Genomic DNA, 14,559 nt, shown 5'->3' on the forward strand with positions numbered 1-14,559 from the left:
CACTAGCGGGTTTTTTATTGATTGGGTCAGTTCTTCATGCTTAAAGGTTATTTTTGACCTCATGGCGCAAGCCGATATAAAGGCTGACACACATTGCCAGTAGCACTATGGTGAAGGGCAGTCCAGTGGTAATGGCTCCAGCTTGCAGGGCGCTTAATGCCTCCTTACCGCCAATAAACAATAAGGCCCCGGCAATGATACCTTCCAAAACCGCCCAAAACACGCGTTGTGTATAAGGCGTTTTGGTTTGTCCTCCGGCAGTAATGCTGTCGATCACCAATGAACCGGAATCGGATGAGGTGATAAAAAACACCAGCACCAGAACAATGGCGACAAATGAGGTGATTTGCGCTAACGGCAATTCATGCAACATTTGGAACATCGCCAATTCAACCTTATCCAAGCCATCTGCCAAAGGTCCGACACCGGCTTGAACCTGCTCCAAGACCGAGCCGCCGAAAACCGACATCCAGATAATCGATACCACGGTTGGGACTAACATTACTGCGATCAGAAACTCACGAATAGTGCGGCCTTTGGAGATACGGGCGATAAAAATCCCGACAAATGGTGACCATGAAATCCACCATGCCCAGTAGAACACGGTCCAGCCGGTGTAGAATTTATCGTCTTCGCGACCAATCCAGTTACTTAGTGACAGAATCTCTGTGGCATAACTGGTCGTGGTGCTGTAAATCGTGCCCAGGATGGCCAGTGTTGGCCCGACAATCAGTACAAACAGAAGCAGCAGTGCCGCCATCGACATATTGATATTGCTCAAAACTCGAACGCCGCCATTGACTCCGCGCATTACAGAAAAGATAGCGATAGCGGTGACCCCGATAATAATGGCGATTTGTACATTGGTGGTGGCGGGAATATCAAACAGATATTCGATACCGCCGGCGGCTTGTTGAGCACCAAAGCCTAGCGAGGTCGCCAGACCGAAAATGGTCGCGAGTACAGCAAGAATATCGATAAAGTCGCCGATCGGTCCCCAGACACGCTCCCCTAAAAGAGGGTAGAAGGTCGAGCGCACGGTAAAGGGTAAATCGTGGTTATAGGCAAAAAAGCCGAGCGCCAAACCGACTATGCCATACATTGCCCAAGGGTGGAGCCCCCAGTGAAACATGGTCGCCCCCATTGCCATATCGGCCGCTTGCGGGGTATTGGGATCGACATTTAATGGCGTTCCCCACCAATCGGTGTAATAGGCCAAGGGTTCGGCAACACTCCAAAACATCAAGCCGATTCCCATGCCGGCGGCAAACAGCATGGAAAACCATGATAGGCGTGAGTATTGTGGTTTTGCTTGCTTGCCACCCAAGCGAATTCTTCCCATTGGGCTAAGAATAATAAACAGGCTGAATAATACAAAAATATTGCCGCCGATCATAAAGAGCCAGTCGAAGTTTTCAATGGACCAGGTTTTGGCGGCGTTGAGTGTGTTATTGGCGGCTTCGGGAACCATCAAGGTGGCGACAACAAAGGTAAGAATCAGTGCTGAAGAAGCGAGGAAAACAGGGTTGTGAATATCAAGGCCAAGTACTTGGACATTGTCTTGGCCGACCTCATAGTCGGTGTCAATTAATGGCTGTTCATCTTGCATGGGTACTCCATATTGTTGAAAACTTGCTTTCATTCTAACAAGTGGAGCTGAAAACTTCAGGAATCCAGGGATTACTCTGTTTATAGCGTAATAAGTTATTTATTATTTGGTTCGCGTTACAATTCAACAGATTCAATAACATAAGCTAACCAGTGTCATAAGCGATTGAGAGTAAAAGGGGGTTGGCGATATGCGGTTGACTGGCCATGTTGCGGCAGGGGTTAACTATAATATAAATAGTAATTGATGCTGATTTTTGCTTAAATTGAACAGGGTTGTTAGGGTTGGATTGATGGTTTTTGTGGTTTAAGTCGTAATAAAGGATTTAGGTGTCTACGTTTTTTTCGTTTGCCCGTTTTAAGACATTGTTGTCGTTGAGCCTGCTGCTGTGGTTGGCATGGTCGACCCATGCCTATGCACAAGTCTCTACAGAGGCGCCAACAATCGACTGGCAGCTTTACAGTATCGATGACAATCAACGCTTTAATGAAGATTACCCTGAAGGCGTTCAATACTTGCCCAAGGCCGATAATATCTCTTTGGTGGGTGGGCACTATCTGTATGCCGGTGACTTCAGTGTCGATAAAGCCGGATACTATGTCATCGACTTTAAAAACACCTCTGCCATCGATTGGTTTGTACTCTATCTTTATGACTCGCAAAACACCTTGATCGCGAAAGCCGAAGGCGGCATAGGTAACGATGCCGACAATCCTTTTTTTATGCGACATGGGCGCAAGTTCGATTTGCCGGCAGGGCAGTATCAGTTGATAGCGGAAGTCAATTCTCCATACTATATCGCCCAACCTGAACCATATATCAATCGTCTCGATGCTTATCAAAAGCAGATTCGCCTGGGCGATGCGATTGTCTTGATCGGCATCGGTATTTTTCTGGCAATGGGCATTTATTATGGCGCTTTGTCTTTTGTCAGCTCACGCAAGACCGAAATTTTTTATGCGTTGTTTATCTTTTCCAATCTGTTATTTAATTCTGGCGCGCATTTGCTTTTGTCCCAGGTTTTCGGCTGGCACAATTTCTACCTGGTGTCGTTTCCCATCCTGATATCCAACCTCATTTATATTCTGTTTGTGATGCGCCTGCTGGAAATCCATCAAGCGAAAAACAAGCGCCTTTATCATTTAGGCAATGGCGCACTGGCCTTATTGGCGCTGTTTGCACTTTACGGCATGCTTAACCCGAACTGGATTAACGAGATGGCGCGTTTCGGTGTTTGGGTGTTTTTATTGTATGGCTTGATTGCCGGGATAGGCCGTTCCATGCAGGGCAGTGTCGTGGCACGTTTATATCTGGTGGCTTTGAGCGCATTTATTGGTCTGGCGAGCATGGCCACCATTCCGACCACTTTGAGTTCGAATAGCATTAATGTCGAACACTATGGTTTAGCCGCCATTGCGGTGGAAATCGTCTTGTTGGCGCTGGTGTTGACCTATCAGGTCGGCGAGTTATATCGCGAGCGCATGAATATATTATTACGTTTGGATCGTAGTAAAAAGATGGCGCATACCGATGCGGCCACACAAATCCCCAACCGTTATGCATTGGAAATCGCTTTGGCGTCATTTGATCAGCACTCGTCGTTGATCTATATCGATATGGATAATCTCAAATATTACAATGACCGTTACGGCCACGCCAAGGGCGATGAAATGCTTGCCATGTTTGCCAAGCTGATGCTTAAAGGCTTGGGCAATAACGGCTGTATTTATCGTGTCGGTGGTGATGAATTCGCCGTGACTTGTCCGGATGGTAATGTAACCCGGGTGGAATTGTTGATCACGAGGGTGATCGAACAGATGCAGGAGGGCGGTTTTAAGGATGCTGGCGCCAGTTATGGGGTCGCCTATATGCATGAGGTCGCCAATACCTCGGATCTAAAGCATCTTGCAGATTTGCGGATGTATGAACGCAAACAGCAGCGCCAGAACTGAAATATCGACTCCTATCGAAAAATTAAATTTTAGCGATTTCTTTTCCCTGTTTATCGTTATAAGATGGTAGCTAACGCTTGCAAAGCGTTTATCAATCAAATACTTGTTAATCACTTGTTAATGGGTTTCGAAGGACCACTTTTGCTTTTTAACAAATTTGTTGTATGCAAAGGAGTTAATGTATGTGCAGTAAATCCAACAAACTTTACCTAGTCATCCTTTCTCTGTTGTTCTCTATTCCTGCTTTTGCTTCAGAAGAACTCGAGGTTAAAATCACCGATAAACTTGCCCAGCTTGAGGTGATCCATAATGGTAAGCCTGTGGTGATTCAGCGTAATCAAGATCAGGGCAATATGATTGACGAGGACTTCGCCTTGACTTCACGCGCCTGTCCGCCATTTTGCTTACAGCCGATGAATTTGCTACCGGGGGTCAAGACCATCGGTGAGTTGGAGCTGCTCGAATTGCTCGAGAAAAAAGCCAAAGGTGATAAATCGATTCTTGTTATCGATTCACGCACTCCAGACTGGGTCGCCAAAGGTACCATACCGAGTGCGATTAATATTCCTTGGACAAAACTGTTTCCTCAGGCGGAGTCCTATGAGCCGTTTGAAGTCGAGGGGATTTTATCACTGCAGTTCGGTGCGACACTGGCGGATAACATCTGGGATTTTTCCAATGCCAAAACACTGGTCATGTTCTGTAACGGTCCATGGTGCGGCCAATCGCCAACCAATATCAAAGCGTTGGTGAATTTGGGTTATCCGGCACATAAAATCTTCTGGTATCGAGGCGGTATGCAGGCATGGCAGGCCGCCGGCTTGACCACTGTGGCTCCGTAAAATAATAAAATAACTGTTGTAGAAGGACATGAACAGGTGAAAAGCTGGATTGGCTTATGTTGGGCTTTCTTGTTTTCGCTGCAGGCAAATGCGGCGGAAAGTCTTGTTTTGCCAATTGAAAGCGGCGAAGAAGTCGCGGTAAATATCTATCCACCGACCTTTTCCGATTCTGAAAAACCTTTACTGATTTGGTTCACCGAGGGGTATGCGCATCGCAAAACCTTTAAAGAGCAACTTACCCGTTTTAATGATGTCGGTTATGAAATCTGGCAGGTCGATCTGTTGGAGTCCTATTTTCTTGAACGTACTCCGGTCAATATCCGAGGCTTGAGTGGTGCCGGGGTCGCTGCGGTTTTGGTATATGCCAATCAAACGGATCGCCCCTTTGTGGTCATCAGTTCGGGGCGCATGAATCTTGCGATGTTCCGCGGGGTGCGTCTATGGCAGCTGGAACATCAGCCGGATAGAGGTATCGGCAAACTTCAACAGGTGCTGAGTTTCTTTCCCAATATCTATGATGTGGCGAAAAAAGCCGGTGATACTCCAGAGTTGTTTCCTATCGTATCGGCCAGCAGTTTACCGATCACCATTATCCAGCCGACAGAAGGTGCCTTTAAATGGAAATTAGCGGAAACCATTACGGCATTGGAAAAACATCACAGTCAAGTCGCTCTGGTGGCGGTTGCCAATGCACGAGATTGGTATTTCGTCAAAAACGACGGTACCGAGCTGGAACGAAAGGCAGCCAATGATATAGCCGATTTACTCGCCATCTGGCTCAAGGCCGGAAAAGTTAGCGAGGATAGGGTCTTTGTACCGGTTGAGAAATTGGCCAGCAAGCAGGCCACTGTCCGAGCCAAAGGCTTGGTTGAAGTGAGAGCAAGGCCATCGCTGGATTTCGCATTGAAAGATATCAATGGCAAGGCGGTGCAGTTCAAAGACAAGCAGGGCAAGGTGATCTTGCTCAATTTCTGGGCGAGTTGGTGCGGCCCCTGTGTCAAAGAGATTCCATCAATGAACCGTTTGGCGCAATCATTTTCGGAAGATAAGTTTGAAATCGTTTCGCTCAATTTCAGAGAAACACCGCAAACCATTAAAGACTTTATGCAACAGGTGCAGGTCGATTTTCCGGTATTGATGGATTTGGATGGCAAGGTATCGGATGCTTATCAAATCTTTGCTTTCCCGAGTTCCTTTTTGCTCGATGCCAAAGGTAATATCCGCTATTCGGTGAATACCGCAATAGAGTGGGATGAAGCCGAGGTGAAGGCGGTCATTGAAGCGTTGATTGAAGATTAAGGCAGGTTTGATTGAGCTTTTAAGAACAAATCAGCGCAACCATTAGCAGAATGAATAGCTTTTAAAAGCCTATAAAAGCCGAGTTAGGCTTTTTGTTGTGACCTTATCGCAGGCGTTTTAAGTCTAAGGACTTAGTTGGTAATAGAAAAACTTTATTTTTTATGCTTGCTTGTCTGGCATATACTTAATCAATGAGTAATTTCGGGTGTACTTTATGTCAAACAATAATAAATTCAACAGTATTCGTTTTAAAAGTTCCATTCCTACCGTCGCGCTGGCAATCACAATGGTGATTGTTTTGATTGTCGCTTATTCGATGCTCAAGATGCAGGAGCAGGCCATCAAACTTCAGGCCGAGAAGTTTTTGCAAGCGGTTTCCTTAACCCTGAATGCGGATAGGGACCTGTATCAAGCCAAGGTAGCCGAACTTAATCTATTGTCCGGCTATGGTTCGGCTGAAAAAAACGAAGCTTCACGTATTGAAAACGCCCAACAGGTTTTTGACCGTTACGCCAAATACGCCGAAAACATGAAAGATTATCCCGATGTGTTGGCGCAAAGCACAAGTTTCAGGGCGGATTTCGATGCCTGGAAAAGTCAGTCCGATAAAGTGGTGGCGGCAATGGCTAACGCCACGCAGAATGACATTATGGCGCTGAGAAAAGATGGTGATAAGAAATTCTCCGCACTGCGTGATAATTTGGATAAAGCCGGAGAGGCGGCGCTGGCAAAATCCGAACAAGTCCAGCAACAACTGAATGCGCAAATTTTATTATTTAAGCAAGTTGCCGTTGTCGTCTTGGGATTGATTCTGATTATTGCGCTAGCGATCGGTTATATCATTCCTCGTAATATTTCCAGACAGTTGCAAAAAACCATTAACACGGCAAATGCGATTGCTAACGGTGACTTATCAAATAAAATTGAAGTCAATTCTAACGATGAAACCGGTCAATTACTGCATTCTATGCAGCGTATGCAAGACAATATCCAGTCGCTATTGCAGGACAGCAACAAGATGTCAGCCAAGCATAATGACGGCGATATTGACGTGCGCATCGATGAAGCTAACTTCCAAGGTGATTTTGCCAAGATGGCCCATGCCATTAACAGTATGGTGGCCGAACATGTCAATATGAACCGAAAGGCGATGGCGGTTTTCAAAGCATTCGGCAGCGGTGATTTCGGTGCTGATATGGAAAAACTGCCCGGCAAAAAAGCCTTTATCAATGACAGTATTGAAACCGTGCGTGACAATTTACAAGCGATTACCGCCGATACCAGTATGCTGGTTGCAGCGGTTGCTAATGGTGAATTGGATAAAACGGCCGATGCGAGCAAGTTTCAAGGTGACTGGAAAGTGATGATTGAAGGCATCAATCAGATTCTGTCCGGTATCGTGCAGCCATTGAATGAGGCCATCAGCGTATTAAAAGAAGTTGAGCAGGGTAATCTTACCCGGACGGTAGAGGGAGATTATCAGGGTGATTTACGCGACTTTAAACAGGCGGTAAACAATACCGTGATTAAGCTGTCATCGGTAATCAGTGAGACCATGGAGGTTTCGCAAACCGTTTCTCAGGGGGCTTATGAAGTGGCGCAAGGTTCGATGGATTTAAGCAAACGTGTTCAGGAGCAGGCTTCAGCATTGGAACAGACCTCGGCAACGATGGAACAGATGTCGGCCAGTGTAAGAAATAATGCCGAGCATGCCAAAGAAGCTTCTCAAGTGGTGCGTGCCGTGCAAGAGAAATCGAATACCGGTTCAACGGTTATGGATCAGACGATTATTGCGATGAACGCGATTCAGGAATCGAGCCATAAGATTTCAGATATTGTCACCTTGATTGACGGCATTGCTTTTCAGACCAACTTGTTAGCGCTCAATGCGGCGGTGGAAGCGGCTCGTGCCGGGGAGCATGGTCGCGGTTTTGCGGTGGTCGCCGGTGAGGTGCGTTCTTTATCTCAAAAATCCGCCGATGCGGCCAAAGAGATTAACAACCTGATTAGCGAAAGTGTTACCCGTATCGATCAGGGAACCAAGTTGGCTTCTGAGTCGAGCGAAGTGTTGAGTGGTATTAAGGATGCGATTGATGAAGTGGTCGAGGTGGTGGAACAGATTGCCCAAGCCTCTTCACAGCAGATGAATGGTATCGGCCAAGTTCATAAGGCGATTAGCCAAATGGATGGCGTGACCCAGCAAAATGCCGCTCAGGTTGAACAGACCGCTGCGGCGGCCGACAGCATGAGCCAGCAAGCGGAAACTCTGGACAGAAATATGGCGTTTTTCCAAATCAATCGCACTTCAGTCGGATCGATGAAACCGGCTGCTTTAATGATTGGAACCAATGCCGTCAGCGATCATAGTGATGAGGATGAAAAAGAGTATTAAATTTTATCGGATTGGTTTTTACGGTAAAACGATTTTTACATTAACCCATTAATTAAATAAAACCCGCTTTAAGCGGGTTTTTTTGTTTGAGCTCTGCCGAGACGGCTGTTATGGGATTATTTACCCTGATCGATATTTGGCTTTTTTCGATTGACAGGCTGGCGTTGGTTTGACGAATTGTTCGGTTTAGTAGCGTTTTTATTTGTCGGTTTGTTGCTACGCGGCTTGCCGGGTTTGACATCAGAGGTTTGAAGGTTACGACTGTTGTTTGCCGGTCTTTTCTTTTTGGGTGACGTTTTCTGCTCATTGGTCGCAGCAGAATCTTGCCACGGTTTTTTCTTTTTTGGCTTTTTCGGTTTTTTCTTTTTTATACCCAGTTTGGATTCGCCCAATGGGTTTTTCGGTTCAAACCCGGCAACGATTTCTCTAGGCAATATCTGGTTAATCAGGTTTTCAATACCGACCAGCTCTTTATGCTCTTCGGCGCAGACAAGCGAGATGGCTTCACCTTTTTCACCGGCGCGACCGGTTCTACCGATACGGTGCACATAATCTTCCGATACATGGGGTAAATCAAAGTTGACCACATGAGGTAACAGGTCGATATCGATGCCGCGCGCGGCGATATCGGTCGCCACCAATACCTGCAGTTGATTGTCTTTGAATTCGTTCAAGGCTCTGATACGGGCATTCTGGCTTTTGTTGCCGTGAATCGCCGCGGCTTTGATTTTGTGTTTGCCCAGTTGTGTAGCGAGACGGTTAGCGCCGTGCTTGGTGCGCGCAAAGACCAAAACCTGATACCAGGCATGGTCTTGAATCAGCTTGATCAATAAGGCTGTTTTCTGTGCCTTATCGACAGGATAGATTTTCTGCTTAACGGTTTCCGCAGTTGAGTTTTCCGGGGTCACGGAAATCTCTACCGGTTGATGCACCAGTGCTTTTGCCAAGGCGCGGATATCATCGGAAAAGGTCGCTGAAAAAAGCAGGTTCTGGCGTTTTTTCGGTAATAGCGCGATTATTTTTTTGATGTCGCGTATAAAGCCCATATCAAGCATTCGGTCAGCTTCATCAAGCACCAGAATTTCCAATTCATCGAAACCGATGGCGTTTTGCTGGTAAAGGTCCAATAAGCGCCCCGGTGTTGCCACAAGGATATCAACACCTTTATGCAAGCGCTGCATTTGCGGATTGATTTTAACGCCTCCATAGACCACGGTTGAGCTAAGAAGCAGTTCTTTGCCGTAGGTTTCGACACTTTCGCTGACTTGCAATGCCAGTTCTCGGGTCGGCGTCAAAATCAAGGCTCTTGCCTGGTTGGATTTGGCTTTACGACCTTGGCTTAACTTTTCCAATAACGGCAGGGTGAACGCGGCGGTTTTTCCGGTTCCGGTCTGTGCCGCCGCCATGACATCCTTACCTTGCAGGACCGCAGGAATCGCCTGCTGCTGAATGGGTGTCGGGGTTGTGTAACCTGCGTTGTCAATCGCTTTGGTAATATGGGCGTTTAAGCCAAGGTCGTTAAATTTCATTGAATCTCGATTATAAATATGGAAGAGCATACTGCCAGGGTGATTTCGGCATAGTGATAAATCAGCCGGTTGGTCTGTGAGTGTATTGGCAATAAAGTTGTGCTGATTATACGTTGATTTAAACCTAAAAGCGCGCATTATCTGTTAAAGCCGTGATGGCTTGGCCGAACTGCTGATGGTGAGCTATTTATGGGGTTTATGAATCGCTTGTAGCCAAGCCCAAATCGGAGTGGCTTGGCTATCAGTTAACCGGTGAGGCATTACAAGAATTTGCCAATCAATAGCGGTTTAGCCGTTGAAGGCTCAGTTAATGATAATGGTATTTTTACCTTGTGCCTTGGCTTGATAGAGCGCCTTGTCAACGCGGTTGATAATGGCGTGAATTGATGGTTGGTTACACATTGAGGTAATACCGAAGCTGGCGGTCACCGGCATGCCGATACCGAAATCGGTATTTTCCAAAGCGGTTCTCACTTTTTCGACCAGATTGGCGGCTTCTTCCGGGTTGCAACTGTCGCAGATAATAATGAATTCCTCGCCACCCCAGCGGCCGATAAAATCGACCTTTCGTAAGGTATTCTTGAGGGTTTGCGCGACCTTAATTAAAACCTGATCACCGGTATGATGACCAAAGGTGTCATTAATCATTTTAAAATTATCAACATCAAGCAGTACCAATGACAGATGACGTTGGTAACGTTTGGCCTTTTCGATATGCAAGGCAAGCTGTTCATCGATATGACGACGGTTATGCAGTTGGGTCAAGGGGTCGGTAATCGACATCTTATGCAGTATCTCGTTTTGCGCTTGCCAGGCTTTTTCATACTGCTCGGTAATCGACTGCATATAGCTGATGAAGATAGTTCCGACCGCAAGAGAAAGCATATGGTAGAAAAGGAATTCTTTGCGATAGGGCAGGCTTTGCGGGTCAAGAAAAATCAAACCGGCGGTTTCGGTGAGAAACATCAAGCCAATCCAGAACATGCCAGGCTTCATACCCAGCAGAAAAACCGAGAAAAGAGGCAGTAAAAAATACCAGACAAAGCCCGAATTGGCGATGCCTCCTTCGAACAATGCCGGAAACAGAATGATATAGATGACAAACAAAGAGGTATGAGCGACCAATTTAAAATGTTGTATACCGCGGCGTAATAGCCAAATGGCGATGCTGCCGACTATCACCACGATGGCACTGCTGATCGGATAGATCGTCTGACCATCGTCCAGGTTCGGTTTGATTAACAATGCATTGATAATCACACTCAAATAGAGAATGAAATTGATGATGCGAATGCGTCTGTAGTTCGGGTCATTGGTATCCAGTGCCAGGCCGGATGTCATGATATTGGTGTAAAGGCTGGAAATCGTCATTAAATGCCTATCGCAAAATCCGGTTTGCAGAAACTGGATCTAATCAAATCCGATCCAGAATAAAGGTAACCGGGTAAAAATCGGGTTAATGGATTTATGATATCTAAAAAAACCACTCGGCGTTAGCGCAAATTGATGATTTTTACGCCTTTGTTTGTTCTGTGATAAACAATTGTTGAGGTTTTTTTAGATGGTCGATGTCGGCTTTGTGTAGAATGACGCGCAAAATCAGCTGTTAATCATGCACTAACCTCATAGCGCTAAAGTAATAAAATAGTGGTCAGACTGCTATGGAAATAAGACAGGGTAATCTCGATGACCAAGCGGTCATCAAGTTAATTGACGAACATATTGCGGAAATGTATGCGGTCACCGATCCGCAAAGTGTCCACTCACTGGATGCGAATCAACTCAAAGCGCCTGGCGTCACTTTCTTTAGCGGTTGGCTTGATAATGAGTTAATGGGGTTTGCGGCGATCAAGCAGTTGGACGCGACCCATGCCGAGTTGAAATCGATGCGAACTGTGTCCAAGGCGCGTAAGCTAGGCATAGGTTCGCAAATGTTGGAGCACTTGTTGGCTTTTGCCAAACAGCAGGGATTTAACCGTATCAGTATTGAAACCGGAGTGGAGGAGCATTTTCTGGCTGCCCGCAAGCTTTATGAAAAGTACGGTTTCGAGTATTGTGCGCCTTTTGCGAACTATGCAGCGGACCCTAATTGTAAATTTATGACACTTGCTATTTAAGCGATTGATTCGCTAATTTTTGGAGACTATTGTGATTCAGACCTTTGACGACCTACATCAATTGATTCAATCTCAAATTGAAAAATATAAAGCCGAAGATGCCGAGGCTTCGATTAAGTTTGAAATCGCCGACAACGGTTCTTGCACCATGTACAACAATAGCAACGGCAGCAAATTCAAGTTTATGCTTGCCAAGTTCGGTGATGAATATAAAGTCGGGTTTGCTATGTTTGATGGTCAGCAGCCCAGTCCGATTTGGATTGATGATGTATTGAGCGGCAATTTCGATGAAAATTTTGCCTACACTTTGATTAAAGATCACTTGATGGCGCCACCAGAGCCGAGCTATTGGTAATCGATATGGCGCAAACCATCTGGGTCGATGCTGACGCCTGTCCGGTCGTGATTAAAGAGATTCTCTTTAAGGCGGCGCAACGCACCAAGGTACCGTTGATTTTGGTTGCCAATCATTTTATGCGCGTGCCGGCTTTGGCAAATATTCAGTTTCGCCAAGTCGAGTCGGGGTTCGATATTGCCGATAACTGGATCGTCCAGCATTGTCAGCCCGATGATCTGGTGATTACCGCCGATATTCCTCTCGCTTCTGAGGTGATCGATAAGAAGGCCTTGGCTTTGAATCCTAGAGGTGAGCTGTACACCACCAGCAATATCAAACAACGTTTGAATATGCGCGATTTTATGGAAACCATGCGTTCCAGTGGCATTCAAACCGGTGGGCCGGATGCGTTTTCGCAAAAAGACCGCCAAGCCTTTGCTAATCAGCTAGATCGTTGGTTGGTGAAAGCCGTGGTGAAATAAATAACCCGGCATTAGCGGGTTGGAAACGGCATCCTTGGGCGTTTCAGGCGAGCGGTTTTTAGTTCCGCTTTATCCAGAATGACAGATTGAGTCTTATCAAACTTCGTGATAGAAAATTTATCTAGGTGCGCCATCGATTTTGGTATGATTCGCATGTTTGACGGTTTTTAGGAGAAATAGCCATGAATGAAGCTGAAGTAGAAAAGGTCGAGATTCCTTTAAGTAAAGAGCAGCTTGATAGCCGTATCGCACAGTTGATGGACTGTTTCGATGTGAATTTGAATCGTTTACAGCAAAAAGATTTTAATGTCGAGATGTGTGAAGAAGAAGGACGTCTGCTTGATCTGTTGGCTGACTATCTCGAAGAAGCCTTGGAGTGCGGTGCGACGATGGAAACGTTGCAGAGCCGTGCACAGCTATTGGCAAAAGCCGCTTTTGACTGCGGCTACAACAAAGAAGACGTTCAAGAGCTGCTGACCTTGCGGCCAAATCCATTTATCTCGGTGCAGCGTAACTAAAGATGCTTTAGAGCTGGTAAAGCCGGTTTTGGAGAATCGCCAAACATCCTATCCAGATAAATGGATAGGGTGTTTTTTTATGTCCGGTTTTTAACCTGTTGATTAGGTTTGCTGTCTTTTTGCCAGACAAGGATACGGTTGTTTTGCGGCATCGTGATATCCTCTAGCATTGATAAACCCGAATTTTCGGCGAGTTGCTGACACCATTCAAAATCCTTAATGCCGCTGAGCGGGTTTCGTTGTTTGAGCCAGTGATCGAAATTAGCGTTGCTGTCACTGGTATAGCGGCCATGGTAATTAAACGGTCCGTAAATCATCAGCAATGCCTTGTCTGTTAATACCTGAGATACCCTGGCAAAAAAATCGGCTACATTGGCTTCACTCATAATATGAAAACTGTTCGCACTGAAAAGGGCGTCATAGTGCGTTTTTGGCCATTGGTTTTGTGAGACATCAAGCGCAATCGGGTCAAGCACGTTGCTAAGGCCACTGTCTTCAATCCATTGTCTGATGCCAGGGTGACAAGCCGGTAATTCCGAGGTTTGCCAAATAAGCTGCGGCAATTGTTGGGCAAAAAACACCGCATGTTGTCCGGTACCGCTGGCGATCTCCAACACCTGTTGTCGTGTCAGCAGATAAGGGCGGATGGCTTCTAAAATGACCTGTTTGTTTTCTTCACTGGAGCTGGCGAACGGTTTGTTGCGGTGCATGGTTAGGCCTTTTGTTCTTGTTTATCGATAATTGGCGGCAGCGGTTTTTTATCGGCCTCGATAAATTGCTGTTTGGCTTGTGCCGAAAAAAGCCGTTCTTCACTATAAAACTGTTTAAGCAGTCCGAGTAAATCGGTCACTAATTCACTATCTTCATCAGTCACTGCAGGCGTTTCATTATTTTCTATTTGTGCCGCCAATAAATACAGGGTCGCGGTACTGATGGTGGCATGGAATTTATCGCTGGCACCTAAGCTGGCGGCATAGGCCTGAATGCCATGCAGTGTTTTTTCGACAGCGCTTGAAAACGGGTATTGCTGTAAATAAAGGCGAGCAATTCTGACGTGTCCTTGATGATCGAAATAGGCTGGGTTCAAGGTTTGATTTTCAAATTGCTTGATAAATTGATCATCGCTTAATGGCTTCATGGCAGGTTCAATTGTGCTGTTGGATTTACTGGGAAAAATAATTGCGCTAAATAACTGTGCCAAACTGTACCAAGGCGGTTATTTGATACTGATTTTTATTTAAAATAGCGCCTTCTGTTTTTCGCGGCCAATACAAAAATTGTTTTTGGCAAGTGTCTTAATATTCTACGAAATTTATCACTAAGTTAATAAAGGATTGATTGAAACGATGGCGTTTGCGTTTTTTTGCTGGTTTTGCCTTGCATCTTTAGTTGGCTTTATTTTTAGAGCAGCCTGCCGCCTTTATTAAGTGCATCTTGCAGCAACGTTGCTTCAACCGCGCCATGGTATTTTTATTGGTGTTG

At 45.9% G+C, this 14,559-nt stretch carries 13 protein-coding genes; 8 read left to right on the forward strand and 5 right to left on the reverse strand.

The genetic code is table 11. The features are described 5' to 3' along the window. Positions 1 to 40: 40 nt before the first annotated feature. A complete protein-coding gene (locus FE785_RS05060) occupies positions 41 to 1,609 on the reverse strand; it encodes a BCCT family transporter (protein WP_202978330.1) in 1,569 nt (522 codons plus the stop codon). Between the two features lie 329 nt (positions 1,610 to 1,938). On the opposite strand from FE785_RS05060, the gene FE785_RS05065 reads away from it, so the two are divergent. From FE785_RS05065 to FE785_RS05080, 4 genes are all read left to right on the forward strand, one after another. After that, complete coding sequence (locus FE785_RS05065) at positions 1,939 to 3,561, forward strand: sensor domain-containing diguanylate cyclase (protein ID WP_138564724.1); 1,623 nt, start codon at positions 1,939 to 1,941, stop codon at positions 3,559 to 3,561. A 182-nt stretch (positions 3,562 to 3,743) separates the two neighbouring features. Beyond that, positions 3,744 to 4,403, forward strand: coding sequence for a rhodanese-like domain-containing protein (locus FE785_RS05070; protein ID WP_138564725.1), 660 nt, complete (start codon positions 3,744 to 3,746; stop codon positions 4,401 to 4,403). Positions 4,404 to 4,439: 36 nt separating this feature from the next. Further along, positions 4,440 to 5,702, forward strand: a complete 1,263-nt coding sequence (locus FE785_RS05075; RefSeq protein WP_138564726.1) for a TlpA family protein disulfide reductase — start codon at positions 4,440 to 4,442, stop codon at positions 5,700 to 5,702. A 214-nt stretch (positions 5,703 to 5,916) separates the two neighbouring features. After that, positions 5,917 to 8,094, forward strand: coding sequence for a methyl-accepting chemotaxis protein (locus FE785_RS05080; RefSeq protein ID WP_138564727.1), 2,178 nt, complete (start codon positions 5,917 to 5,919; stop codon positions 8,092 to 8,094). A gap of 116 nt (positions 8,095 to 8,210) precedes the next feature. On the opposite strand, the gene FE785_RS05085 is transcribed toward FE785_RS05080, so the two are convergent. Together FE785_RS05085 and FE785_RS05095 are read right to left on the reverse strand one after the other, a co-directional pair. Beyond that, complete coding sequence (locus FE785_RS05085) at positions 8,211 to 9,623, reverse strand: DEAD/DEAH box helicase (protein WP_138564728.1); 1,413 nt, start codon at positions 9,621 to 9,623, stop codon at positions 8,211 to 8,213. Between the two features lie 303 nt (positions 9,624 to 9,926). Beyond that, positions 9,927 to 10,994, reverse strand: coding sequence for a GGDEF domain-containing protein (locus FE785_RS05095; RefSeq protein ID WP_138564729.1), 1,068 nt, complete (start codon positions 10,992 to 10,994; stop codon positions 9,927 to 9,929). Positions 10,995 to 11,284: 290 nt separating this feature from the next. On the opposite strand from FE785_RS05095, the gene FE785_RS05100 reads away from it, so the two are divergent. From FE785_RS05100 to FE785_RS05115, 4 genes are all read left to right on the forward strand, one after another. After that, positions 11,285 to 11,740, forward strand: a complete 456-nt coding sequence (locus tag FE785_RS05100; RefSeq protein WP_138564730.1) for a GNAT family N-acetyltransferase — start codon at positions 11,285 to 11,287, stop codon at positions 11,738 to 11,740. Between the two features lie 31 nt (positions 11,741 to 11,771). Then, a complete protein-coding gene (locus FE785_RS05105; RefSeq protein ID WP_138564731.1) occupies positions 11,772 to 12,095 on the forward strand; it encodes a hypothetical protein in 324 nt (107 codons plus the stop codon). A gap of 5 nt (positions 12,096 to 12,100) precedes the next feature. Further along, the gene (locus tag FE785_RS05110; protein WP_138564732.1) at positions 12,101 to 12,559 is read left to right on the forward strand and encodes a YaiI/YqxD family protein; all 459 of its coding nucleotides are present in this window, start codon (positions 12,101 to 12,103) and stop codon (positions 12,557 to 12,559) included. A 182-nt stretch (positions 12,560 to 12,741) separates the two neighbouring features. Continuing rightward, positions 12,742 to 13,077, forward strand: a complete 336-nt coding sequence (locus FE785_RS05115) for a hypothetical protein (protein ID WP_138564733.1) — start codon at positions 12,742 to 12,744, stop codon at positions 13,075 to 13,077. A gap of 77 nt (positions 13,078 to 13,154) precedes the next feature. On the opposite strand, the gene FE785_RS05120 is transcribed toward FE785_RS05115, so the two are convergent. Both FE785_RS05120 and FE785_RS05125 read right to left on the reverse strand, forming a co-directional pair. Beyond that, the gene (locus tag FE785_RS05120) at positions 13,155 to 13,787 is read right to left on the reverse strand and encodes a DUF938 domain-containing protein (RefSeq protein WP_138564734.1); all 633 of its coding nucleotides are present in this window, start codon (positions 13,785 to 13,787) and stop codon (positions 13,155 to 13,157) included. Between the two features lie 2 nt (positions 13,788 to 13,789). Next, positions 13,790 to 14,215: a hypothetical protein gene (locus FE785_RS05125; protein WP_138564735.1), complete on the reverse strand. Its 426-nt coding sequence runs from the start codon at positions 14,213 to 14,215 to the stop codon at positions 13,790 to 13,792. Between the last annotated feature and the right edge of the window lie 344 nt (positions 14,216 to 14,559).

This window comes from Thiomicrorhabdus sediminis, from assembly GCF_005885815.1.
Lineage (GTDB): Bacteria > Pseudomonadota > Gammaproteobacteria > Thiomicrospirales > Thiomicrospiraceae > Thiomicrorhabdus > Thiomicrorhabdus sediminis.

What these genes read in the sequence shown, in the direction of transcription:
- FE785_RS05060 (WP_202978330.1), bottom strand. Translation starts at nt 1,609, where the DNA reads ATGCAAGATGAACAGCCATTAATTGACACCGACTATGAGGTCGGCCAA.
- FE785_RS05070 (WP_138564725.1), top strand. Translation starts at nt 3,744, where the DNA reads ATGTGCAGTAAATCCAACAAACTTTACCTAGTCATCCTTTCTCTGTTG.
- FE785_RS05080 (WP_138564727.1), top strand. Translation starts at nt 5,917, where the DNA reads ATGTCAAACAATAATAAATTCAACAGTATTCGTTTTAAAAGTTCCATT.
- FE785_RS05085 (WP_138564728.1), bottom strand. Translation starts at nt 9,623, where the DNA reads ATGAAATTTAACGACCTTGGCTTAAACGCCCATATTACCAAAGCGATT.
- FE785_RS05095 (WP_138564729.1), bottom strand. Translation starts at nt 10,994, where the DNA reads ATGACGATTTCCAGCCTTTACACCAATATCATGACATCCGGCCTGGCA.
- FE785_RS05100 (WP_138564730.1), top strand. Translation starts at nt 11,285, where the DNA reads ATGGAAATAAGACAGGGTAATCTCGATGACCAAGCGGTCATCAAGTTA.
- FE785_RS05110 (WP_138564732.1), top strand. Translation starts at nt 12,101, where the DNA reads ATGGCGCAAACCATCTGGGTCGATGCTGACGCCTGTCCGGTCGTGATT.
- FE785_RS05115 (WP_138564733.1), top strand. Translation starts at nt 12,742, where the DNA reads ATGAATGAAGCTGAAGTAGAAAAGGTCGAGATTCCTTTAAGTAAAGAG.
- FE785_RS05120 (WP_138564734.1), bottom strand. Translation starts at nt 13,787, where the DNA reads ATGCACCGCAACAAACCGTTCGCCAGCTCCAGTGAAGAAAACAAACAG.
- FE785_RS05125 (WP_138564735.1), bottom strand. Translation starts at nt 14,215, where the DNA reads ATGAAGCCATTAAGCGATGATCAATTTATCAAGCAATTTGAAAATCAA.